Origin of the sequence: Flavobacterium magnum (assembly GCF_003055625.1) — a bacterium.
Taxonomy (GTDB): domain Bacteria; phylum Bacteroidota; class Bacteroidia; order Flavobacteriales; family Flavobacteriaceae; genus Flavobacterium; species Flavobacterium magnum.
The window spans coordinates 1,029,417-1,053,544 of sequence record NZ_CP028811.1 but is presented as its reverse complement, the minus strand read 5'-3'; the positions used below and the strand labels follow the sequence as shown (position 1 = coordinate 1,053,544).

The 24,128-nt window shown below is 47.8% G+C and carries 24 protein-coding genes; 11 read left to right on the top strand and 13 right to left on the bottom strand.

The features are described 5' to 3' along the window. The first annotated feature begins 58 nt into the window (after window positions 1–58). Complete coding sequence (gene hflX / locus HYN48_RS04320; RefSeq protein ID WP_108369958.1) at window positions 59–1,282, top strand: GTPase HflX; 1,224 nt, start codon at window positions 59–61, stop codon at window positions 1,280–1,282. A gap of 168 nt (window positions 1,283–1,450) precedes the next feature. On the opposite strand, the gene HYN48_RS04315 is transcribed toward hflX, so the two are convergent. From HYN48_RS04315 to HYN48_RS04290, 6 genes are all read right to left on the bottom strand, one after another. Then, entirely contained in the window at window positions 1,451–2,332 is an 882-nt protein-coding gene (locus tag HYN48_RS04315; protein ID WP_108369957.1) for a DUF3078 domain-containing protein, read from the bottom strand. Between the two features lie 66 nt (window positions 2,333–2,398). After that, entirely contained in the window at window positions 2,399–2,905 is a 507-nt protein-coding gene (locus HYN48_RS04310) for a DUF2480 family protein (RefSeq protein WP_108369956.1), read from the bottom strand. Between the two features lie 31 nt (window positions 2,906–2,936). Continuing rightward, the gene (locus HYN48_RS04305; protein ID WP_108369955.1) at window positions 2,937–3,260 is read right to left on the bottom strand and encodes an SUF system Fe-S cluster assembly protein; all 324 of its coding nucleotides are present in this window, start codon (window positions 3,258–3,260) and stop codon (window positions 2,937–2,939) included. A gap of 6 nt (window positions 3,261–3,266) precedes the next feature. Continuing rightward, window positions 3,267–3,692 carry a SufE family protein gene (locus HYN48_RS04300; protein ID WP_108369954.1) on the bottom strand — a complete coding sequence of 142 codons (426 nt, stop codon included), beginning with the start codon at window positions 3,690–3,692 and terminating at the stop codon, window positions 3,267–3,269. A gap of 4 nt (window positions 3,693–3,696) precedes the next feature. After that, on the bottom strand, window positions 3,697–4,122 hold the full coding sequence (locus HYN48_RS04295; protein WP_245945982.1) for a hypothetical protein: 426 nt from the start codon (window positions 4,120–4,122) through the stop codon (window positions 3,697–3,699). Window positions 4,123–4,131: 9 nt separating this feature from the next. Continuing rightward, a complete protein-coding gene (locus HYN48_RS04290; RefSeq protein WP_108369953.1) occupies window positions 4,132–5,352 on the bottom strand; it encodes an aminotransferase class V-fold PLP-dependent enzyme in 1,221 nt (406 codons plus the stop codon). A gap of 110 nt (window positions 5,353–5,462) precedes the next feature. Between HYN48_RS04290 and HYN48_RS04285 the strand changes: the two genes are divergently transcribed. Further along, window positions 5,463–6,815, top strand: coding sequence for a serine hydrolase domain-containing protein (locus HYN48_RS04285; RefSeq protein WP_108369952.1), 1,353 nt, complete (start codon window positions 5,463–5,465; stop codon window positions 6,813–6,815). An 81-nt stretch (window positions 6,816–6,896) separates the two neighbouring features. On the opposite strand, the gene sufD is transcribed toward HYN48_RS04285, so the two are convergent. The 4 genes from sufD to HYN48_RS04265 all read right to left on the bottom strand — a co-directional run bounded on the left by sufD (window position 6,897) and on the right by HYN48_RS04265 (window position 10,859). Next, window positions 6,897–8,213, bottom strand: a complete 1,317-nt coding sequence (gene sufD, locus HYN48_RS04280; RefSeq protein WP_108369951.1) for a Fe-S cluster assembly protein SufD — start codon at window positions 8,211–8,213, stop codon at window positions 6,897–6,899. Further along, entirely contained in the window at window positions 8,213–8,965 is a 753-nt protein-coding gene (gene sufC, locus HYN48_RS04275; RefSeq protein ID WP_108369950.1) for a Fe-S cluster assembly ATPase SufC, read from the bottom strand. The genes sufD and sufC overlap by 1 nt, the downstream gene beginning before the upstream one ends. Before the next feature lie 35 nt (window positions 8,966–9,000). After that, window positions 9,001–10,449, bottom strand: coding sequence for a Fe-S cluster assembly protein SufB (gene sufB, locus HYN48_RS04270; protein ID WP_108369949.1), 1,449 nt, complete (start codon window positions 10,447–10,449; stop codon window positions 9,001–9,003). An 80-nt stretch (window positions 10,450–10,529) separates the two neighbouring features. Then, window positions 10,530–10,859: a HesB/IscA family protein gene (locus tag HYN48_RS04265; protein ID WP_108369948.1), complete on the bottom strand. Its 330-nt coding sequence runs from the start codon at window positions 10,857–10,859 to the stop codon at window positions 10,530–10,532. Window positions 10,860–11,008: 149 nt separating this feature from the next. Here HYN48_RS04265 and HYN48_RS04260 point away from each other — a divergent pair, with 149 nt between their 5' ends. The 5 genes from HYN48_RS04260 to HYN48_RS04240 all read left to right on the top strand — a co-directional run bounded on the left by HYN48_RS04260 (window position 11,009) and on the right by HYN48_RS04240 (window position 16,932). Next, window positions 11,009–11,866, top strand: a complete 858-nt coding sequence (locus tag HYN48_RS04260) for an MBL fold metallo-hydrolase (RefSeq protein WP_108369947.1) — start codon at window positions 11,009–11,011, stop codon at window positions 11,864–11,866. A gap of 123 nt (window positions 11,867–11,989) precedes the next feature. Then, window positions 11,990–12,418 (top strand): MarR family winged helix-turn-helix transcriptional regulator, encoded by a 429-nt coding sequence (locus tag HYN48_RS04255; RefSeq protein WP_108369946.1) that lies wholly within the window; start codon window positions 11,990–11,992, stop codon window positions 12,416–12,418. Between the two features lie 217 nt (window positions 12,419–12,635). After that, complete coding sequence (locus HYN48_RS04250; protein WP_108369945.1) at window positions 12,636–14,228, top strand: S8 family peptidase; 1,593 nt, start codon at window positions 12,636–12,638, stop codon at window positions 14,226–14,228. 77 nt (window positions 14,229–14,305) lie between these two features. Next, window positions 14,306–16,180, top strand: coding sequence for a M1 family metallopeptidase (locus HYN48_RS04245; RefSeq protein ID WP_108369944.1), 1,875 nt, complete (start codon window positions 14,306–14,308; stop codon window positions 16,178–16,180). A gap of 341 nt (window positions 16,181–16,521) precedes the next feature. Then, window positions 16,522–16,932, top strand: coding sequence for a hypothetical protein (locus HYN48_RS04240; protein ID WP_108369943.1), 411 nt, complete (start codon window positions 16,522–16,524; stop codon window positions 16,930–16,932). Here the strand turns inward: HYN48_RS04240 and HYN48_RS04235 are convergent, their stop codons facing one another. Beyond that, window positions 16,933–17,550, bottom strand: coding sequence for an acyloxyacyl hydrolase (locus tag HYN48_RS04235; protein WP_108369942.1), 618 nt, complete (start codon window positions 17,548–17,550; stop codon window positions 16,933–16,935). It lies immediately after the preceding gene. A gap of 95 nt (window positions 17,551–17,645) precedes the next feature. Here HYN48_RS04235 and rnpA point away from each other — a divergent pair, with 95 nt between their 5' ends. From rnpA to HYN48_RS04215, 4 genes are all read left to right on the top strand, one after another. Further along, window positions 17,646–18,026: a ribonuclease P protein component gene (gene rnpA, locus HYN48_RS04230; RefSeq protein WP_108369941.1), complete on the top strand. Its 381-nt coding sequence runs from the start codon at window positions 17,646–17,648 to the stop codon at window positions 18,024–18,026. Window positions 18,027–18,175: 149 nt separating this feature from the next. After that, window positions 18,176–19,819: a S41 family peptidase gene (locus tag HYN48_RS04225; protein WP_181248525.1), complete on the top strand. Its 1,644-nt coding sequence runs from the start codon at window positions 18,176–18,178 to the stop codon at window positions 19,817–19,819. Then, complete coding sequence (locus HYN48_RS04220; RefSeq protein ID WP_108369940.1) at window positions 19,819–20,634, top strand: OmpA family protein; 816 nt, start codon at window positions 19,819–19,821, stop codon at window positions 20,632–20,634. Before HYN48_RS04225 ends, HYN48_RS04220 begins: the two co-directional genes overlap by 1 nt. Then, entirely contained in the window at window positions 20,634–21,479 is an 846-nt protein-coding gene (locus tag HYN48_RS04215) for an OmpA family protein (protein ID WP_108369939.1), read from the top strand. Before HYN48_RS04220 ends, HYN48_RS04215 begins: the two co-directional genes overlap by 1 nt. Here HYN48_RS04215 and HYN48_RS04210 read toward each other — a convergent pair. Together HYN48_RS04210 and HYN48_RS04205 are read right to left on the bottom strand one after the other, a co-directional pair. After that, window positions 21,476–21,922, bottom strand: coding sequence for a GNAT family N-acetyltransferase (locus HYN48_RS04210; RefSeq protein WP_108369938.1), 447 nt, complete (start codon window positions 21,920–21,922; stop codon window positions 21,476–21,478). The two genes, HYN48_RS04215 and HYN48_RS04210, sit on opposite strands and share 4 nt — an antisense overlap. Window positions 21,923–21,988: 66 nt before the next feature. Further along, complete coding sequence (locus HYN48_RS04205; protein WP_108369937.1) at window positions 21,989–23,992, bottom strand: LysM peptidoglycan-binding domain-containing protein; 2,004 nt, start codon at window positions 23,990–23,992, stop codon at window positions 21,989–21,991. Window positions 23,993–24,128 lie beyond the last annotated feature (136 nt).

Sequence of the window (24,128 nt, the reverse complement as noted above, 5' to 3'; positions counted from 1 at the left end):
GTTTAGCCATACTTCTCCTGCTAAAATTCCATACCTTTGTAGTTAGAAAAAATACCCCATGCTCGAGAAAGAAAAAATTAATTTTGAAAAGACGGTCATCGTCGGAATTATTACCCAAACCCAAAGCGAGGAAAAGCTCACCGAATACCTCGACGAGCTCGAATTCCTGACCTTCACCGCAGGCGGCGAGGTGGTGCGGCGTTTTTCACAGAAGATGGAACGCCCGAACCCCAAAACTTTTGTAGGCACCGGAAAGATGGAAGAAATCCACTCCTATATTATAGAACATGGCGTGGCCACCGTAATCTTCGACGACGAGCTGTCTCCGTCACAACAGAAGAACATAACAAAAATCCTGAATTGCAAGGTCCTTGACCGCACAAACCTGATCCTCGACATTTTTGCCCAAAGGGCAGAAACCTCCTACGCGCGCACCCAGGTAGAACTCGCACAATGCCAGTACCTGTTGCCGCGCCTCTCCGGGATGTGGACGCACCTCGAGCGACAGAAAGGTGGTATCGGGATGCGTGGCCCAGGAGAAACAGAGATTGAAACCGACCGCCGTATCGTGCGGGACCGGATTTCGCTGCTCAAGGATAAGATCAAGGTCATCGACAAACAAATGTCAGTGCAGCGCAGCAACCGCGGCGCGATGGTTCGCGTGGCACTGGTGGGTTATACCAATGTAGGCAAATCGACGCTGATGAATGTCATCAGCAAAAGCGAGGTTTTTGTAGAAAACAAGCTGTTTGCCACGCTCGACACCACGGTACGGAAAGTCGTCATCAAAAACCTGCCGTTCCTGTTATCGGACACGGTAGGGTTTATACGCAAGCTGCCTACACAACTTGTTGATTCCTTCAAGAGCACGCTTGATGAAGTGCGTGAAGCCGACCTGTTGCTGCATGTTGTAGACATTTCGCACCCGGATTTTGAAGACCACATCGAATCCGTGAACCAGATCCTTGCCGATATCAAAAGCGACGGGAAACCCACCATTATGGTGTTCAATAAAATCGATGCCTACAAGCACCTCACCATCGATGAAGACGATCTGATGACCGAAAAAACCACGAAGCACTACACGCTCGAGGAGTGGAAACAAACCTGGATGAGCCAGCTTGGGGCGAAGAATGCCTTGTTCATCTCAGCGGTTAATAAAGAAAATTTCGAGGAGTTCCGCGAGCGGGTGTATGAAGCCGTGAGGGAAATTCATATCACGCGGTTTCCGTACAACAAATTCCTGTATCCTGACTATAAGGATGCGGTCGATAAGGAATAACCGGTTCCCATATAAAAAATTCCGGATTCCCATTCTGACAACAGGAATCCGGAATTTTCGATGGTGGCAGGGACGCTAGCCCCGATGGCAGCGGCATCCTTTTGTTTTTTTCTTTAAAAAACAAAAGATAAAGCGGACAGCGGGATCATGCTCCTGATCCATCAAAAGTTAAAATCCATACGTCGCCCCGACCCCGAAGACCTGGCGCAACTGCACGCCCGGGAAGGCATTGTCATCGTAAATCGCCTGGAATGAGATATTGGTCGATATGTAGCGGTTGACCTTCAGTACGATATTCAGCTGGTAGTCGACATCCACGTTTTGCGGATCCTCAAGGTAATTGGAATACAGGTTCAGGATGTTTTCAAACGAGACGTTCGCGATCACGCCCACTTTATAATATGCCGATGCGTTGAAACCCAATTCGTACCGCAGGCTTTCTCCTTCTTTGACCCCGAAATACGCTTCTTCGGGCAGCGTACGGTTCTTGTCTACAAAAGTAAACTTGGACGTGGCCGGAGACAGGTTGAATTTCAGGTTGTCGTTCTTTTTCCAAAGCATGCCCGGCCCGAAATACAGGTAACCCGGTGACATGAATGCGGTGTATTTTGTACGGATCTCGACACCATTGGCGTCTTTATCGTAAATATAACCCTCGGTAAATTGGGTCTTGAAGTTCAGGAATGCCGAATAATACCAATTGCCGCCGGCTTTTTTGCCCAAAAGTGAATTGAGCTCAAGGCGGTCATCGGTTTTCTTGGCAAACGAGCTGGTCTTGGTTTTGACGAGGCCGTAAGACGCGATGATCTTGTTGTCCCACGTCCAGTCGGCCTTCTTGTAGTTAAAATCGTAGTTGATGCCGATGTTGCCCGAAATGTTGTTCTCTCCTCCGGCAAGCCAGTTGTCAAAAGTGGACTGATTGAACAACACGGTGGCGGTCCCTTTCGTGGTCCAGGCCCGTGTGGTATCTGCGGCCGTGGGAGGGGCCTGCTGCGCTGCCGCGTTCATTGCGTAGACCGCGATCAAAACTCCCGAAAAAATCTTCTTCATAGCTGTATTTTTATGGTTACCGCAAATATAAAGAATGTGTACGGAATACGTTTTGCAATCCGCAAATTACTGCTTGCGCTTGTACAATGGCACCGCCGAACAGGCTTCGCCGTACATGATGCTTTTCGCGAACGGCTGCAGTTTTTGCGCCGCAAGTACATAGGCGCTCATCGGGACGGGCTTCCTCGAACAACCTTTGATGATCAGCGGCTTGTCTTTATAAACTGAGTAATCCAGGTTTTCGAGGATTTCCTGATAGATCGCCGTATCAATGGCTTCTAAATTCCCCTCGATTACTTTTTTGGCAAAAGGCGCCAGCTGGATCGTGACCAGGACGGCCGCCCAAGCGGGTACGATCGCGTCATTACTGCAATATACTGCTACATAGGCATCCCGGTATTGGGTCCAGTCGTGGTTTTTGAGGCTTTCACGGAAATCTTTTTCCCTCAATATTATACCTTCGTAAAGCCATTGCGCGATATCAACGCGTAGGCGATCGCCCTTCGGATAATAGTCCTCCAGGTCAAAAACTTCCAATGCGGAATTGGCGACTTTATTTACGATTTCTTCCATGCCGAAAAACGTTTTGATTATGGCCTTGCTTTTAAAGCATGCCGAGTTCCAGTTTCGCTTCCTCGCTCATCAGGTCCTTGCTCCACGGCGGATCGAATGTGATTTCGACTTCAACGTCTTTCACGTTGTCGATGGCCTTGATTTTGTCTTCCACTTCCCTGGGCAGGGTTTCGGCCACCGGGCAGTTCGGTGAGGTGAGCGTCATCAGGATTTTTACCTCATAATCCGTGTTGACCATCACGTCATATATCAGTCCCAGTTCGTAAATGTCGACCGGGATCTCCGGATCATAAATCGTTTTGAGTTTCTTTACGATATCCTCACCCAGTTGGGTCGTGTCTATTTCCTGTTCCATAAATTTTTAATTTTTTGACTGGAATGCCAGTGCATACAATTTAATTTGTTTAATCATCGAAACCAGTCCATTGGCCCGTGTCGGCGACAGGTGTTCCTTCAGCCCGATGTCATCGATGAAACGGGTATCGGCCTCCAGGATATCGGATGGCTTCTGGTTTGAGAATGTCCGGATCAGGATTGCAATGATGCCTTTGGTTAAAATCGCATCGCTGTCGGCCGTGAAAACAATCCTTCCATCCGCTTCGTCCGCGTGCAGCCATACTTTAGACTGGCAGCCCCTGATCAGGTTGTCATCCGTCTTGTATTGTGGATCGATCAGCGGCAGCGTTTTGCCCAGGTCGATCAGGTATTGGTACCGCTCATCCCAGTTTTCCTCATCAAAAAGGCTGAATTCATCGGCAATATCCTGTTGTATTTCCTTAATCGTCATTGTGTTATGGTGTTGCAAATGAGACTATTTTGTTTACGAAGGCTTCAATTTCCTTTGGCGGAAAACCGTGGTCGAAACTCGTGGTCTCATAGGTTTTCCCGTCATAAATGATGCGCAGGCTCGCTATGGCGGCGCCGTCGTAAAACCGCTTCTGCGTCGGATCTTTGTACGTTGGCAATTCTTCAGGCTTTATGGTCTTGTAAAGATCCGCCAGTGCTTTCCAATCCGCATTCGTAAGGATGTACTCGCGTGGGGTGCCATCGCGCTTGTCAACTATGGACAGCTTGTCATCATGCACGTTGATGTTCAGGTAAAATCCCCTCGACATCGCACTGTATTCCACAGTCGTATTTTTCATTTCCTCCTGCTGCTGTTTGTCACAACTTTTGGCCATGAGCAGTGTGAGGCAGATCATCGTAAGTATTTTCATAGATTAGTTTTAAGATAGCATCATTTTGGCCTTGTTAATCCCCGCAACGAGCAAATCGACTTCTTCGCGCGTATTATAAAACGAAAACGATACCCGAACGGTCCCAGGAATGCAGAAAAAGCTCATGATTGGCTGGGCGCAATGGTGCCCCGTCCTCACGGCAATGCCCATTTTGTCCAGGATGGCCCCGATATCGTACGGATGGATGCCATCGATATTAAACGAAATTACCGACGTTTTGCGGTTTACATCTTCAGGCCCGAAAATTTTGAGGCCCTCAATCTCCAGCAATTTTTCGGTGGCATAGGCCAACAGATCGCGTTCCTGCTTCTGGATATTCTCGAACCCAACCGAATTCAGGTAATCTATGGCAGTACCCAGCACAATCCCGCCCGCTATGTTGGGGGTTCCGGCTTCAAACTTGTGGGGCAGGTCGGCATAAGTGGTTTTTTCGAAAGACACTTCCCTGATCATTTCACCGCCGCCCTGATAAGGCGGAAGTCTATTGAGCCAGGCTTCCTTGCCGTATAAGATCCCGGTTCCCGTCGGGCCGCAGATCTTGTGCCCTGAAAAGACATAAAAATCGCAATCCAGTTCCTGCACGTCAGGCCTTATATGCGGTACAGCCTGCGCACCGTCAATCAACACGGCTGCCCCTTTTTCATGGGCCTTCTCAATCAGGAACCGGATCGGGTTGATCGTACCCAATGCGTTCGAGATGTGGTTTACCGCGACAATTTTAGTCTTGTCCGACAGCAGTTCTTCATACGCTGTAAGTACCAGTTCGCCGCGCTCATCGATCGGGATCACTTTTAACACGGCTCCTGTGCGCTCGCAAAGCAATTGCCAGGGCACGATGTTGCTGTGGTGTTCCAGCGCAGAAACGAGGATTTCGTCACCGGGCTTGACGATCGACGCGAATCCGTTCGCGACCAGATTGACCCCGAAGGTCGTCCCTGAAGTAAACAGCACCTCGTGAGCAAATTCTGCATTGAGGTGCGCACGGATTTTTTCGCGTGACGCTTCATACGCATCGGTGGCCAGCTGGCTTAAGGTGTGCACCCCGCGATGGATGTTCGCATTGATTTCATTGTAATATTCGGCGATGTCATCAATGACGGCTTTGGGCTTCTGTGACGTCGCGCCATTGTCCAAATAAACAAGCGGCCTGCCATGAACCTGTCGGGAAAGTATCGGGAAATCAGCGCGGATTTTCTGGATGTCGAACATAATTATTTAGAAAAAATCTAAATACAAAAGTAGTAAAAATTTATGGGTAAATTTTTATCGGCGAGCTGTTAATAATTGCCTTATTTTTATGTCACTGTAATTTAATTCCTATGAAAAAATTTGTTCGGCTGCTGCTGCTGGCCGGGGTGGCGTTACTCATTTATGGCTTTGTCGCCAATTACCCGAAACTCGACCTGATCTCAGGCTTTGCTGCCAAAAGTATTGCGTCGGCACATTTCCTGGACCGGCGCCCACAGACGGTCATCGAGGCAGGTGACAACGATATCGCACTGGTGCGTCTCGCAACAAACGAAATCAATGCGGACGGAAAATTTGCCACTTCGACCTTTTACGGGTTGAAGAAAAGAAAGGCCATCTACAGGGAAGGGCTGGGCGCCACATTGGTCAACGATGATTTTGACGAAAGCCAGCCTTATGACATTCCAAAACGGAAACTGGCTCCCATTAAACTGCCGTTTCCTTACGGAAACCTCGAGCCCAGGGACACAATCTTCAGCAACGTCAATTACGCCCGGCTGAATCAGGCAGTGGCAGCCGCATTTGATCAGGACGGCGCAAAATCGAGACGGTCACGATCGGTGCTGGTGGTGTATAAAGACCATATCGTTGCAGAAAAATACGCGCCCGGATTTTCAAAAAACTCGCGCATCCTCGGCTGGTCAATGACCAAAAGCATCACCGCAACGATGTTCGGCGTATTGCAGAAAATGGGCAAAATCGACATCAACAAACCGGCACCTGTTGCCGAGTGGCGACGGGATCGGCGCGCGAGGATCACAATTAATGATTTACTGCACATGAACAGCGGCCTGGAATGGGTGGAGAACTATGAAACGATCTGCGATGCCACTAAAATGCTTTTCGAAGCCGAAGACATGGGCAAGGTGCAGCTTGAAAAACCCGCAGCCTTCGCACCGGATGCGCATTGGAATTATTCCTCGGGCACGACAAACTTACTGTCAAGGATATTGAGAGGCCAATTCAGCACACACCAGGAATATCTTGACTTTTGGTACTCGGCCTTTATTGACAAGATCGGTATGCACTCGATGGTGGTGGAAAGCGATATGGCCGGGAATTTCGTCGGATCCTCCTATGGCTGGGCCACGACACGCGATTGGGCCAAATTCGGACTGTTGTACCTGCATCAGGGCAATTGGAACGGTGAACAGCTTTTCGATAAAAGTTGGGCAACCTATGTGGCCACGCCTACCAACGGCTCGAACGGCCGATACGGCGCGCATTTCTGGCTCAATGCCGGCGGGAAATATCCGGATGCCCCGAAAGACCTGTATTCCTGCAATGGGTTCCAGGGGCAGATGATTTTTATCATACCCTCGATGGATCTCGTGATTGTCCGGATGGGCCTGACCGATGACAGCCAGTTTGACTTCAACAGTTTCCTGAAGGGAATTTTAGCGGGATTTCACGCCGGTCGCTAGCCCCGATGGTAGCGGCATCCTTTTCACTGCTGGCCACAGCAGGGAAAAGATATAGCGGACAGCGGGATCAGCTTCTAAAAACTACAGATCAAATCCGAGATTCACACCAAGCCTTTGCGCGATAATCTTATTGATGCGTTGCTTGAGTTCGGGAATCCGCACGCTGTCCAGGACTTCGTTGGAAAACGCATACATCAGTAGCGCTTTGGCCTCTTTCCTGGGGATGCCGCGCGCCTGCATGTAGAACATCGCATTCTCGTCGAGTTGCCCGATGGTGCAGCCGTGTGAGCATTTCACATCATCGGCAAAAATCTCGAGTTGCGGCTTGGCGTTGATCGTGGCCTTGTCGCTGAGCAGGATGTTGTTGTTTTGCTGAAAAGCGTCTGTTTTCTGGGCTTCTTTTTCGACGAAAATCTTGCCGTTGAAAACACCGGTGGCGCTGTCATTGAGGATGCATTTGTAATTCTGGTGGCTTTCGCAATGCGGCGTGGCGTGATTCACCAAAGTATAATGGTCAACGAGTTGCTTGCCGCCGATAATCGTGATGCCTTTCAAAGTGCTGTCGATGCCTTCGCCGAAATGGTAGAAATTCAGGTTGTTCCTGGTGATGTTGCCTCCGAATGAAAAGGTATGCACGGAGACTTTGGTAGACCTTTGCTGCGAAATATAGGTGTTGTCGACCAGATTTGCGGACAGCAGATCGTTTTGGATTTTATAATAGTCGACGTTCGCATTCGGCTCTGCAAAGATTTCAGTAACCGAATTGGTCAACACCGGATTCTCATTGAGGCTCTGGTGGCGCTCGATGATCTGCACCTGCGCATTTTCGCCTACTACGACGAGGTTACGCGGCTGCACCATCAGGGCATTTTCTTTTCCTGTTGAAAAATAAATGATCTCAATAGGTTTGTCGACGAGCTTGCCTTTCGGGATGTTTACATACGCCCCTTCAGAGGCGAATGCCGTGTTAAGCGACGTAAGCGATTCGTCTTTATTGGCAATTTTATTAAAATATTTTTCAATCACTTCCTTGTACTTCGGCTTGTTCAGGGCTGACGACATCAGGCAGACATCGAGTCCGTCGTGGGTTGTCGAAGACAAAAATGAACTGAACGCGCCGTCGACGAAAATCACTTTGTATGTGTCGATCTCATGCAGGAAATATTTCTTTACTTCGCTGAATTCAATCGTATTCTCACTTTTCGGAAACACGGTGAAATCGTTCTTGAGCACCGCATTGAGCGAGGTGTATCTCCAGGCTTCCTCCTTTTTACTGGGAAAACCCTTATTTTCAAAATTCCTGATTGCCGAAGTACGGATGTCATGCAGTTCGGAATGCACGTCAATCTTTTCCTCAAATGCCATGAAGGAAGAAATCAATTTTTCTTTTAAATCCATTACGCTTCGATTTCCTGTTTGATCCAATCGTATCCTTTTTCCTCGAGTTCGAGTGCCAGCGACGCATCGCCGGACTTCACAATCTTTCCATCCATTAACACGTGTACGAAATCCGGGATAATGTAATCCAGAAGACGCTGGTAATGCGTAATGACGAGAACGGCATTGTGCTCGCTCTTGAGCCTGTTGACACCGTTGGCCACAATCCGTAGCGCATCGATGTCCAGACCAGAATCGGTTTCGTCAAGAATGGCGAGTTTGGGCTCGAGCATCGCCATCTGGAAGATTTCATTCCGTTTTTTCTCACCTCCGGAGAAGCCTTCGTTAAGCGAGCGGGACAAAAACTTGCGGTCGATTTCGAGCAGTTCTGATTTTTCGCGAATCATCTTGAGCATCTCATTGGCGGGCATTTCATCCCTGCCCTGCGCTTTACGTGTTTCGTTAATGGCGGTCTTCATGAAATTGGTCACCGAAACGCCGGGGATTTCCACCGGATACTGAAAGGAAAGGAATATTCCTTTGTGTGCGCGTTCTTCTGGGGAAAGTTCTGAAATGTTTTCGCGCTCGAGCAGGATTTCGCCCTCGGTGACTTCGTAATCCTCACGCCCGGCAATGATGGCGGACAGTGTACTTTTACCCGCACCGTTCGGGCCCATGATGGCATGTACCTCACCGGCGTTGACCGTGAGATTGATTCCTTTTAATATGTCTTTATCTTCGATTGAAGCATGAAGGTTTTTGATCTGTAGCATTGAATTAGAAAATGAGATGATTAGAAATAAAACGATTAGCCGACGGAACCCTCAAGTGAGATTTCAAGCAATTTCTGTGCTTCCACAGCAAATTCCATAGGCAATTTGTTCAACACGTCTTTGCTGAAGCCGTTCACGATCAATGCGATGGCTTTCTCGGTGGGGATTCCGCGCTGGTTGCAATAGAACACCTGGTCTTCGCCGATCTTGCTGGTTGTAGCTTCATGCTCGATTTTCGCCGTGGTGTTTTTGCTCTCAATGTACGGGAAGGTATGCGCGCCGCAGTTGTTCCCCATCAGCAGTGAGTCGCATTGCGAAAAATTCCTTGCGTTTTCAGCCCGTGCGCCAATCTGCACCAATCCGCGGTAGCTGTTTTGCGATTTGCCGGCGGAGATTCCCTTGGAGATGATGGTTGATTTTGTGTTCCTGCCCAAATGGATCATTTTGGTCCCCGTATCGGCCTGCTGGAAATTGTTAGTCACCGCGATCGAATAAAATTCGCCTACCGAATTGTCGCCTTTCAGCACACAGGAAGGATATTTCCATGTCACGGCTGAACCGGTTTCGACCTGCGTCCAGGAGATTTTGGCATTTTTCTCGCACAAACCCCTTTTGGTCACAAAATTGAATACGCCGCCCTTGCCCTCCTTGTTCCCGGGATACCAGTTCTGCACGGTCGAATACTTGATTTCGGCATCGTCAAGCGCTATGAGTTCGACCACTGCGGCGTGCAGTTGGTTTTCATCACGGCTCGGCGCGGTACAACCTTCGAGGTAGGAGACATAGCTGCCGGCATCGGCAATGACGAGTGTGCGTTCAAATTGGCCGGTTCCGGCCTGGTTGATGCGGAAATACGTGGACAATTCCATCGGGCAACGCACCCCTTTCGGTATATAACAAAAAGAACCGTCGGAAAAAACCGCCGAGTTCAATGCGGCGTAGAAATTGTCTTTTTGCGGCACTACGGTGCCCAGGTATTTTTGGACCAATTCCGGATGCTCTTTAATCGCTTCGGAAATCGGGCAGAAAATGATTCCTTTTTCGGCCAGGGTTTTCTTGAAGGTCGTGGCTACAGAAACCGAATCAACGACAATATCCATTGCAACGTTGTTCATTTTTTTCTGCTCGTCGATCGAGATGCCCAGCTTTTTGTACATCGCCAACAACTCCGGATCAACGTCATCGAGGGTTTTGTTCGGGTCGACCTGCTTGGGCGCAGAATAATATGAAATGGCCTGGAAGTCCGGCTTCTCATAATGCACGTTAGCCCAGGTGGGTTCGGTCATTTCCTGCCAGGCCCGGAAGGCGTCGATGCGCCAGTCGGTCATCCATTGCGGCTCATCCTTCTTCGTGGAGATGGCGCGAACGATGTCCTCGTTCAGACCGATGGGAAACGTATCGGACTCTATATCGGTATAAAAACCGTATTCGTACTCTTTATTTTCGAGTTCAATTTTTAAATCGTCCTCAGTGTATTTTGACATTTTTTTTGTTTTTTTAAACCAATTAAGAGGTTGGGAACTTTAACTTCCGGCGATTTAAATCTTAATGATCCAAATGGTATTTAAAGTGAAAACGATTCTCCGCAACCGCAGGTCCTCGTTGCGTTGGGGTTGTTGAACACAAAGCCTTTTCCGTTCAATCCGCCGGAGAACTCCAAAACCGTACCGGCTAAATACAGGAACGATTTTTTCTCAACAGCAATGCGTACAGCGTTGTCCTCGAACACCTTATCGGTTTCACCCAGGGCTTTGTCAAACTTCAGTTCGTATGATAATCCGCTGCAGCCTCCGCTTTTCACACCCACGCGCACATAATCTCTGGCAGCATCAAAACCGTCTTCTTTCATCATCTCCACGATTTTCCTGCTGGCTGAATCTGATACTTTTATCATGGCAAATTATATTTTGTCTAAATTAATATGCAAAGATATTACAATTAAAGCGTTTTGCCAATCGGCAGACATTTTTATAACGATGATCGGATAGAATTTGGTTATGCTTTCTTAAATTGCGGGTTTTAAGCCCGAATAACCCTGAAACCATGAAGCTATACCCTATCGAAGCCGGAAATTTCAAACTCGACGGCGGCGCCATGTTTGGCGTAGTGCCCAAAACCATCTGGAACAAGACCAACCCCGCGGACGGAAATAACCTGATTGACCTTGCAGCGCGTTGTCTCCTGATAGAGGATGGCAAGCGCCTGATCCTGATTGACACAGGAATGGGCGACAAACAGTCTGAGAAATTCTTTGGTTATTATTCGCTATGGGGCTCCCATTCTATAGACAACTCGTTAGCCAGGCACGGTTTCCACCGCGACGACATCACTGATGTGTTTATGACTCACCTTCACTTCGACCATTGCGGCGGCAGCGTACGGTGGAACAAAGACCGAACCGGTTATGAGCCTGCTTTTAAAAATGCAACATTCTGGAGCAATGAAGACCATTGGCAATGGGCGGTCCATCCGAATCCGCGCGAAAAAGCGTCATTCCTGCCGGAGAACATCCTGCCAATGCAGGAATCCGGACAATTGCAATTCGTAAACAAGCCACAAAATGATTTCGTGTCCGGATCGGAACTGGGTTTCGGGATTTTTTTCGCCGATGGGCATACCGATAAGATGATGCTTCCACAAATACATTTCAAAGGCATGGTCATCTGCTTTATGGCTGATTTGCTGCCCACTGCCGGCCATTTACCGCTGCCCTACGTGATGGGTTATGACACACGGCCGTTGCTTACCCTGCCGGAGAAAGAAAAATTCCTGCAGGCCGCCGCCGAGCATCACTATTACCTTTTTCTTGAGCACGATGCGCACAATGAGATCATAACAGTCGAAAATACTGAAAAGGGGGTCCGACTCCGCGACGTTTATCGTTGTGCGGACATACTGTAACATTTTCCCGGCCGGCGCTACTAAACAAAAAGACATCGACAACAGCGGAAAAATTTTTAGTTAAATTTTATTTGATATATCAAATATTGATAAATCATTTTTAAATTTGCTAGAAAAATCCGGATGGAGAAATTAAAGGACATTACCTTTTACAACATGGATAAAGCAATCCGGAGTTATCGGGTATTTGCGCAGAAACGACTTCGTGAACACGGTTACAAAATCACGATCGACCAATGGCTGATCATCAAGTCGATATTGGAAAATCCGGGCATTTCGCAGCAGGATCTCGGCGGATTGGTTTTTAAGGACAACGCATCGGTTACGCGGATTATTGATTTGCTTGTGAAGTCAGGCTATCTCGAACGGGAAGTCAACCAGAACGACCGCCGCAGATCGGTGTTAAAGGTCACTGAGACGGGCCGGACAATCATTGACAATGTACAGGCATTGGTCCTGCAGAACCGTCAGGCAGCCCTCGGAGGCGTTTCTGCGGAAGCGCTGCAAACATTAAATCAGACGTTGAACCAAATTATACAAAACTGCAATTAATCATCATCAATCATCAATCAAAAAAACGGGCAATTAACCGCTAATCTGTTTATACCCTGGCCTCGCCGGAATTTTCGGTGTACTTTTCATGGGTTTCGGGCCAGGGTTCCTAACAGTTGCTGTGAAAGCATTCGTTTTTACGCTAAAAGAACGTTAATTTTGACACCGCTGTAACATTCTTGATTACTTTTGACCAATTTCAAAAATTTCCATTTTTATGAAAATGACAAAATCGTCCTGGCTCCTCGCAGCCTCCTTTGCGCTTTCGTTTGGTGCCTCTGCGCAAACCCCTGTAAAATATATCGGTAAGAAAGGCACGCTTCCTGAAGCGGAACTGCAACGCTGGAGCCACCTCGACCTGGTGAAGGATAGCGTTCCGGGCATGAGCGTCGACAAGGCATACTCCGAATTCCTCAAAGGCAAAAAAGGCAAAACCGTTATCGTGGGTGTGGTCGATTCAGGCGTCGATATCGAACACGACGACCTTAAGAACGTCATCTGGACAAACCCAAAAGAAATTGCCGGAAACGGCATCGATGATGACAAGAATGGTTATGTTGATGACATACATGGCTGGAATTTCCTCGGCGATGCGGTAAACGAAAGCCTGGAAATGACCCGCATCGTGAAAAAAGGCGACGACGGATCACAAACATACAAGGATGCCAAAGCTGAGCTCGACAAAAAGCTCAAGGATGCCAAAGCGCAAAAGCCAACCGTTGACATGCTTGACGGCGCCTACAATACCGTAAAAGAATACCTGAAGAAAGATAATTTTACCGTCGCCGACCTCAAAGAAATTCAGACCACCGACCCCAAACTCAACAAGAGCCTGCGCATCATGTTAAGCATGGCGGCCCAGGCCGGACCGGATTTTGTCAGCCAGGTTACGGAATACCACGATTATATTTATGGCCAGCTGGACTATAACCTGAACACGGAGTTTGACGGCCGGAAAGTAGTTGGCGACAATCCCGATGACATCAACGATACGTCTTATGGCAATAACATCGTTTACGGCCCGGACAAAAAAGAGGCGCTTCACGGTACCCACGTAGCGGGAATTATTGCACAGCAAAGAGGCAATGGTATCGGCGGTGACGGAATTGCCGATAACGTACAGATTATGGCGGTTAGAGCGGTGCCAAATGGGGACGAATACGACAAAGACATTGCGCTTGCCATTCGTTACGCAGTCGACAACGGCGCGAAGGTCATTAACGGCAGTTTCGGAAAAAGTTTTTCGCCACACAGCCAATGGGTTTATGACGCTATCAAATATGCAGAGAAAAAAGACGTACTGATCGTACATGCAGCCGGCAACGATGCGGAAGATATTGATGTCGAGCCTAATTTTCCGAATGATTCCAAAGACGGCAAAAAGGAATTTGCAGACAATGTGCTGACGATTGGTGCTTTGGACGTGCATTACGGCGACAAACTGGTCGCGGATTTCTCGAACTACGGAAAAGAAAATGTAGACGTATTCGCTCCCGGTGTACAAATTTATGCCACTGTCCCGAATAATGGTTTCAAATATGAGCAGGGCACCTCAATGGCATCCCCTAATGCTGCCGGTGTGGCTGCACTGATCCGTTCTTATTATCCAAACCTGACTGCAAAACAGGTGAAACATATCATTATGGATTCGGGGACAGTTATTGATGAGAAAGTCAATGTGGGCGGCAACGAGTCCGATAAAAAACCGTTTTCCGCGCTTTCAAAATCGGGCCACATCGTCAATGCCTACAACGCCCTGATGATGGCTGAAAAAATGTCAAAAGGGAAAACAAAAAAGCTGAATGGCTAACCGACACTGAGTGTAACCATGAGGAGGCCTGCGAATATTTTTATATATTGGCAGGCTTATTCATTTATAATCTGTTTATGAAAAGACTTTTTACCTTTTGCCTGCTTTGTCTGGCATTTGCCAAAGCGCCGGCCCAGAAAAATCCCGGTTATTGGCAACAACACGTCGATTATAAGATGGATGTGTTTATGGACGTATCCAACTACCAATATAGGGGGAGCCAGAAACTCGTGTACCAGAACAATTCACCGGACACCTTGAAGCGTGTTTTCTTTCATCTTTATCCGAACGCTTTCCAGCCAGGAAGCGAAATGGACGCGCGCCTGCAAACCATCAAGGATCCTGACGGTCGTATGGTGACCAAAACTAAAGTTGATGGTAACGACGTCAAAGTAAGCCGTATCAAAAACCTGAAGCCGGACGAAATCGGGTTTCTGAATATCACCCACTTTAAGCAGGACGGGAAATCTGCCCAAACCAAGACGGTCGGCACAATCCTCGAGGTGACTTTGGCAAAACCGATTTTACCCCATAAAAAAACCACATTCACACTCGACTTTAACGGACAGGTACCGATACAGATCCGGCGTTCGGGCCGCAATAATTCAGAGGGCGTCGAACTGTCGATGTCGCAATGGTACCCGAAAATTGCTGAGTTTGATTTTGAGGGCTGGCATGCCGACCCGTACATCGCACGCGAATTTCACGGCGTTTGGGGCGACTTTGACGTGAAAATCACTATTGATAAAAATTACATTCTGGGCGGAACAGGTTACCTCCAGAACCCGAACCAGATCGGTTATGGTTATGAAGAAAAGGGCAAGGCGGTAAAACGCCCGGACACGCCCACATTGACCTGGCATTTTAAAGCACCGATGGTACATGATTTTACCTGGGCTGCCGATAGGCAATACCTGCATGATATCGCAGTGGTTCCGGGCGGTGCGACCCTGCATTTCCTTTACAAAAACAACCCGAAAATCATTGAAAACTGGAAAAAGCTGCAACCGGAGACGGTGAAGATCATGCAGTTTTACAATCAGTTTGTCGGGCCGTACCCGTACAAACAATATTCGGTCATCCAGGGGGGCGACGGCGGCATGGAGTATGCAATGTGCACGCTGATCCTCGGCGAAGGCAAATTTGACGGACTCCTTGGCGTGACCACACACGAGATGGGGCACTCTTGGTTTCAGCACATCCTGGCATCAAACGAAAGCAAACACGGATGGATGGACGAAGGTTTTACGTCATTTATTGAAGACAGCGCGCTGAACAGCATAGCGCCAAAACCGGTCGACAATCCATACGCAGGTGCTTATGCCGGCTACATCGGGATGGCAAATTCAGGCAAGGAACTTCCGCAATCCACGCATGCTGACCGTTTTGATGAAAACCGGGTTTACAGCATTACGTCTTACAGCAAAGGTGAAGTCTTTCTCGCGCAGCTTCGTTACCTGATCGGCAAAGAAAATCTGGAAAAGACACTAAAGAAATATTACGCAGATTTCAAATTCAAACATCCGACGCCGAACGATATTAAGCGCACCGCCGAACGGGTTTCCGGAGCCAATCTCGACTGGTATCTTGTCGATTGGACACAAACCACCAACACGATTGACTATGGCATTAAAGAAGTGACGGAACGCAACGGCACAACGGCGGTTTCTCTTGAACGGATCGGGCGTATGCCGATGCCCATCGACATCACCGTAACCTACACGGACGGTAAGACTGAAAACTTCTACATCCCGCTGCGCATGATGAGTTTTTCAAAAGAAAATGAAAATCCGTTGGTAAAAAGGACGACGCTGCCTGATTGGGCATGGGCGTATCCCACCTACGAATTTGAAATTCCCGCCGCAAAAGCCGGTATCCGCAAAATTGAGATTGACCCCGCCGGTTTTATGGCCGACGTGAAAAAAGAAAACAACGTCATTGAAATAAAATAGTTTGAGCCGCCTGTCGCGGTTCAACATAATCCATAAAAAAACTCCCGTTGCGCTTCGGGAGTTTTTATTTTTATGCCAACGCATAAAATATGTAGTTATCCGCTTTTCCGGCAGTTGCTTCTTCAACCCGCGGATAGTGCTTCTGTATTGATACTTCAAAGATAATGCACTGATACTAAAGGTGTATTTCAAAATTTCAATTGCGGTTTACAGAATTTTAAGCTGTGCGGAATTGGGAAACCCGCGTTTAATTTCGTCACCATCCGTTAGCACTTAAAATTTCGTTAACTATCGGGTATGTAAAACGGAATTTGTAGTTTTACCACACAAAATTCACGATAATGAACACACTCAAATCCGTATTGCTATGCCTTGTCCTGTTGTTATCAGCATCAAAGACTGTTGCGCAGACCTATCGTTTTAAGGCCAGCAGCTTTAGTGTTGCCGAAAAAAATGAGGACGGCAGCTGGGGAAAATGGACCGAACCGGAGCAATCGACCGTCATCATTACGCTTGATGGGAAAAAGGACCGGATTGTCATCGGGTCAAAGGAAATTCAGGTGTACAAAATCATGAGTTACGGTGAAAAAGTCGTCAGTGGTGATGACGAGACCATTCCGCTGAACTGTATGATGACTGATGGCAGGGCGTGTACGATACTCATCATCACGCGCAAAGGACAGGGCAACCGCAAGCAGTTTTACATCAATTTTGAGGACGTCAGGATTGTCTACAATGTCTACGTTAACTGATTAAAGCGGAATTGACAATCCAAATTCGAGATTGGCCGTGTTAAAACCCGCATTCGAACTTTGCAGGCCGGCGTTTGAGGTATGCCTGAGGTTTGGACGCAAATCAATCGTAACGCCATTTACACGGTACGAAAAACCAAGCGACAGCACATCTGAAAATGCAAATCCTCGGGACAGCCTTTCGGTTTCCGTATCGGTGATCATCGGACCTACACTTCCCAGAACATAGATGCTGAATTTTTCGGTAATCGGTCTTCGTACCAGAAATCCGACATTCAGGACATATTCGCGGATGTCCTTCAGTTTGGTATATCTCGCCCGTTTCGCTTCGTAATCAGGCTCTTCGGGTGTAACGAAATACAAATTGATCAGTTGGTGCGTCGCAAAATTGATTTCGGGCTGCAACAGAATCTGGTAGGTGAAATGGTTGCTTTTTTTAAGTTGCCAATAGAGCTGTGGCTTGATGTAATGGTTCGTGTAGGTGTAATCGGTGTTCCTGATTTCGTCGCCAAAACCGAAATGCAGGCCCACAGCCATCGGATGTTTTTTTACCTGTTGTGCAAAACTGCCTGAAACGACAAGCAATCCGCACACGAGAAAGCGTAATTTCTGGTACATCAATTGTTATTTGGTTAGAAAGGTTTGGCTAAAAGTACTCAAATTTCAGGAAGTACGCCGGCATCTTTTGTAACTTTGGACCGAAAACCCGCGTTATGCCATTCAGTTACCCGAAAAACGAAAAACTCAAAAGCCGAAAAACGATCGACCTGCTTTTCTCAGAAGGCAAATCGGTGTCGAAATATCCGCTGCGTTTGGTTTACATGCCTGTCGATCAGGCCGATGGTCCCTTGCGCGCGGGGGTATCGGTGAGCAAAAAATATTTTAAGAAAGCCGTAGACCGGAACTATTACAAGCGTGTGCTTCGGGAAACCTATCGGCTCAACAAGGCCATCCTTGATAATCTGGACAGGCCGTACGCATTTATGTTTTTTTACCAGACCAAAGACCGTCTTACCTACCAGGAAATCAACCTGAAAACGATCCAGCTTTTTGAGAAGTTCGTCAGTCAGGTAAATGCAACGCCAATCCGTTGATTGTTTTCCTCTACCCGTAATAAAAATCGGTAATTTTCCGTTATCTAACGGCTAAAATAATGGTCATTACTGTTGTTTGTGCTGTTTTATTACTATTTTAGTTGCCTTGTTTTTCCGAAACAAAAGGCATCAATTTGACACAATCCATTATGAATATAAGTACCGTTTTCAGGAAGAAATATGTGCTTACGGCCGCGGCCGCGGGTATTTTTTACGTAGGCGCCAGCTTTAAGGACGATTTCTTTGAGATTGCCAAACAAATCGAGATTTTCACCGAAGTCTACAAAACCGTCAACATGAACTATGTCGACCAGACCAACCCGGGTGAAATGATGGACAAAGCCATCAAGACCATGCTTGCGGATCTCGACCCTTACACCAATTATTTTAACGAACAGGACGTCCTCAAGTTCAAGATCAACAACACCGGGGAATACACGGGAATCGGCGCCATGATGACACGAAAGAACGGGCACGTAATCGTGAAGGAGCCGTATAAAGGTTATCCCGCTGACAAAGCCGGGCTCAAGGCTGGTGACGAAATCATCCAGATCGGCGATGTGAACCTCGCTGATTACAAAGACGATGCCTCTCAACTGCTTAAAGGAGGGAAAAATGCCAAATTCGACATCAAATACAAGCGTCAGGGAAAAATAAATTCCACCCAGCTCGTACTCGATGAAGTAGACATCAAGGCGGTGCCCTATTATGGCAAAATCGATGACAAAACCGGCTACATCGTCCTTTCACAGTTCAACCGGAAAGCCTCATCCGAAACCAGGGAAGCGTTGGAACAGCTCAAGCGCGAAGGCGCACAACGGATCGTACTGGATCTGCGGGGCAATCCGGGCGGGCTCTTGGGGGAAGCCGTCAACATCTGCAACCTGTTTGTCCCCAAAGGTGAGGTGATCGTAACCACAAAATCAAAGGTCGAAAAACACAACAACACGTACAAAACCAACAACGAGCCGGTGGATCTTGAGATCCCACTGGTGGTGATTGTCGACGGAAAAAGCGCCTCGGCCTCAGAGATTGTTTCCGGGGCATTACAGGACCTCGACCGCGCCGTGATCATCGGCAGCAGGAGTTTCGGGAAAGGGCTTGTGCAGCGTCCCATCGACCTGACTTACGGCACGCAGGTCAAGGTGACCATTTCGCGTTATTACACGCCGTCGGGCAGGTGCATCCAGGCGTTGGACTATGCCCATAAGGATGCTGACGGTAAAGCGATCCGGACTGATGCTTCCAAATACAATGCCTTTAAAACCCGCAAAGGCCGTACCGTGTATGATGGCGGCGGCATCCAGCCTGATATCGAACTCGAAGAGACCAAACTCAGTGCCATTACGCAGGCCTTGCAGAAAAACGATGCGATTTTTGATTATGTGACTTCGTATTACTACAAGAACCCGAACCTGGGCGATAAGATCCCGACCATTACTGACACGGATTACGCCGACTTCAGGCAGTTCCTGAAAACACAGAAAATTACGTACGAAACAGAGACCGAAATCGCATTGAAAAAAACGCTCGAAGCTGCGAAAAAGGAGAAACTCGACGAGAGCATTACGTCAGAATACCAACAGTTGCTGAATTCCCTGCAGAAAAGTGAGGACGGTCAGCTCATGCTGTATCAGAAAGAAATCAGGAAACTCATCCTTGACGAGATCATCCAGCGTTACCAGTACAAGGAGGGCTTGTATCAATATTATACCAAAAACAATTCCGAAATCAAAAAGGCTACTGCCCTGCTCGACAACACTTCGGAGTACAATAAAATACTGAAAAAATAATGTTCAAGGTTTTAAGGTTACTGCCGTTTTTTATTTTTGCCACGCTGCAGGCACAGGAGGAAGTCGTCCAATCCATCTATTTTCAGACCAGCAAGTATTCGCTTGATGAAAAACAGGCCAGGGAAGTCGTGGAATTTATTAAAAAAACCGATTCCACCCGAATTGAGTCGATCCAGATTTTCGGCTACACCGACGACCTTGGGAAAGAATCCTACAACCGAAAATTGTCTACAAACCGCGCCAATACCATCAGGGACAAGCTGATCCAGCAAGGCATCAAAAACAAGATTATCGTGACGATCGAAGGCAAAGGGCGCATCCTGATTGACGACGACGTGGTCGATAACCTGCCCGAAGTGCGATCAAAGAACCGCCGCGTGGACGTCGTGTTGAACCTCAAGCCGCTGCCCGCCATCGAAATTCCGGGCTTCTTTACATCGATTCAGAAGAAGCACGTGATTGGCGACCACATTTACCTCGAAAACCTGTTGTTTGAACGCGGCAGCAGCAAGCTCACTTTCAAATCGAAAACCGATCTGGATAAGCTCGCCCGCCTTTTGGCAAAGTACAAAAACCTGGAATTTGAAATCCAGGGCCATGTATGCTGTACACCGCCCTATCAGAAAGAAGCCATAGACCGCGACACGAAGAAAAGGCAACTGTCGCAAAATCGTGCCGAAAGCGTATACAAATACCTCATCTTCAAAAAAATCGCGAAGACACGCATGACATTTAAAGGGTATGGCAATACCGTCCCGCTGGGGAAAGGCCAGGAATATGACCGCCGCGTCGAATTGGTCATTACCAAAGTCTGATGCGCCGCCATTTCCTATACGCCGCACTTTTATACCTAGGCACATTGTCCGCACAGGTCGGACAGAAAGAAATCCTCGTCTACTTCGATTCGGGCAGCCATGTCATCTCCGCTGAGGGCGCCTCCACACTTAATGCCCTGTTCGTTACGGATTCCCTCACTATAAATTCGGTATCTGTGGAAGGATTTTGCGATGATATCGGCACGGAATACGACAACCTTGCGCTGTCCCGCAAAAGGGCTGAAAGCGTTGCCGAATACATCCGTACGCACGCTGCAATTCATGATCTGAGCGCGACGGGTAAAGGTGAAATCGCATTAAACAGTGCTGCTGACGCTCTGTCACAACGCCAACACAACCGTAGGGTCGCTGTCGTGGCTTCTTACGCCGTTGCGCCCGAAGAGCCAAAGCCAGTCCGCAGTCAGCCCGCAGCAGTCGACCTGTTTGAAGGCTATAAGATGCCCGGAGAGAATCTTTCTGAAGGGGACAAACTCATATTGCGACAGTTGGTTTTTGTAGCAAGTACAACCGTTTTTGAAGATGCGGAAGCCTGTGAAACCGAGCTGTCAAGATATGTACAATATTTTAAGGCCAATCCTGGCATAAATTTTGAAATTCACGGTCACGTTTGCTGCATCTCGAAATCTTTTTTTGACGCACGCAACATTTATACGGGGAAAAACAACCTGTCTGAGGACCGTGCGAAGCGCATCTACGATTATTTTATTGAGAAGGGTATCGACAAGTCTCGCATGGCTTATAAAGGTTTCGGGCGGAAATTCCCAAGACCGGGTGTCGCGGAAAAATTCAATAAACGCGTCGAAATTGTCATCACAAAGCTTTAATCCCGGATCATCCTGATGTGCGGAATTCCGTCTTCCAAATAGGTTTCGCTTGTCGTGTGAAATCCGCAGTTTTCGTAGAACTGCTGTAGGTAAAGCTGCGCAGAAATTTCAATGCGGCTTTCGCCAAAATGCCTCAGGATACCTCCAATGGAAGCCTCCATCAGCGGATATCCCCACTTTCTGGCACGGAATTCGGCATCAATGACCACGCGCCCGATTGAGGCATTCGCGAAGTAATCACCACGCTTAAACAGCCGGGTGTACGCGACTACCTTTCCGTCGTATTTCCCGATGACATGCCACGCTTTCTGATCCTTATGGTCAATATCCTGATAAATACAGTCCTGCTCGATGATGAACACCGATTCGCGCAGGCGCAGTATCTGATACAGTTCGATTACTGAAAGTTCGCTGAAAGGCTTGATTGTTAGCTGTAACTCCATAAAAATAAACCATAAAAAACCCTGATAAATCATCTCTATCAGGGTCTTCTTATTTTGAAGGGTTGATTAACCGTTGATTTTCAATTTCATTCCCGGCTTTAAATTGTTGCTGCTGATTCCGTTCCATTTCTTGATATCCGAAACGGTGACACCGGGATACTTCTGCGCAATCGTAAACAGCGAGTCGCCTTTTTTCACCAAATAGTGGCTCTGCTTTGCAGCATTGTCCTTTTTAACCCTGGCGGCCACCTGATTGTCGGCTGTAGGTGCTTTCATGATGGTCAGTTTGGCGCCCAGTTGCACATTGGCATCCTCCATATTGTTCCATTCCTGGATCTGGGCGACAGTCACGCCCTGCTTTTTAGCGATAGCGCTCAGGTTGTCTCCTTTCTGCACAACATAATACGAAGGCACCAACGCAGCGGCCTCGTCTTTTAACTCTGCAACTTCGACTTTAGACTTATTGATCTTGAGTTTCGTATCCAAAAGCACATTGGTATCTTCCATATTATTCCATTCTTTCAGATCGGCAATGGAAACACCATATCTTTTAGCGATTGAACCAAGGTTGTCGCCTTTCTGCACCGTGTAGAACTCCGGTGTTGTTTCGGCCATCTCGGTATTCTTTGCCTCCCTGGATGCCAACGCGGTTTTTTCCTCCCTTACAGCTGCGGGTTTTTTTGTGGTTGCGGCGATACTGCTGTTCTCACTGTCGGAAACCACAATCTTTAACTTCCTTCCCAGCGGGGCGCTGTTGCTCCGCAACTTGTTCCATCTTTTGATTTCGCCAATCGTTACGCCATATTTCGAAGCAATCTCACTCAGGTTGTCGCCGCGACGCACGGTATGGAATCTCGTACGCGATCCTGAAGTCAGCACAGAATCTGCGGAGGCGATGGCGGTCGAATCCTTTGCCGTTGTCAGGCGGATGCGCTCAAAAGGCCTTTCCCTCTTTTCACTTTCGTGCTTCACGTAAGCATACACCTTATCCTCGTTTGAGGCAAACATCGCAATCTTTTCAGCAGGCAGCCTAAGGTAATGGGGTACGTTATTATAGTAAGGAATGACATTCATCTTGTAAGACGGGTTCAGCAATTGCAGTTGCGCCACAGGCACGTCGAGCAGGTCTGAAAGCTGCTTGAAAGAAATCTGCTGCTTGATCATAATCGTGTCTGTTGCAAAATGCTTGATGATGGCGCGGTTTGGCACTATCCCGTGCTCTTTATGATAAGTATAAATGTACATTGTAGCGAGGAATGCCGGTACATAACCCTGGGTCTCCTTCGGAAGGTTCTTTCGGATATTCCAGAAATTCTGCTGCCCTCCGGAACGACGGATTGCCTTGGCCACGTTACCCGGACCCGAGTTGTACGATGCCAGGACCAAGTCCCAGTCGCCGAAAATCTTGTACATATTGCTCATGTACTGTGCTGCGGCATCACTCGCTTTCTGCGGGTCGCTGCGTTCGTCTACATAAGAATCGATGTTCAGGTTGTACTGCTTTCCGGTTTGGTACATGAACTGCCAAAGTCCGGTCGCGCCCACCCTCGACACCGCTTTCGGGTTCAACGCCGATTCAACAATGGCGAGGTATTTAATTTCCAAAGGCACGTTCTGCCTTGCAAGAGATTCCTCGAACATCGGGAAATAATACTCCGAAATCGCCATGAGCCTTTCATAGGATTTCTTGCGGTTTTTAAGGAACGATTTGATGATGTTCTCGAGTCCCTGATTCCATTCTATATTGAAAGGTGACTTGGCATCCATTTCCTTAAGGCGTGACTTGAGGAGCTCAGTCGACAATTCATAATCTACTTTCTGGTCCAGATTGATGTTCTTGATATCGGCTGAAAGGTTGTCAAACAGGTCAAGGTTTGTAAGTTCCTTCATCCAAAGGCTGTCCACGCACGAAGCCACGGCATCGCGGCGAAAGGTAGATTTTATGGAGTCCAGGTAGGAAATCTTGATTTCAGGTTTCAGCAGATTAGCTGCGGTTTTGGTCGAGTCCTGGGCAAAAATGGTCCCGGCAACCATCAAAAGAGCAGTTAAGGTGATGTTTTTTATATTCATTATTTACGTTTTTAGGGCTTCTGCATGACAATGTCAGGGGACAGCAAAAGCTTCAATTCGTCTGGGTTACATTGTATAAAAAAGAACTTAGGGGTAGCAAAATGCTATATTTCAAACTATTGCAAAATGCAAACAT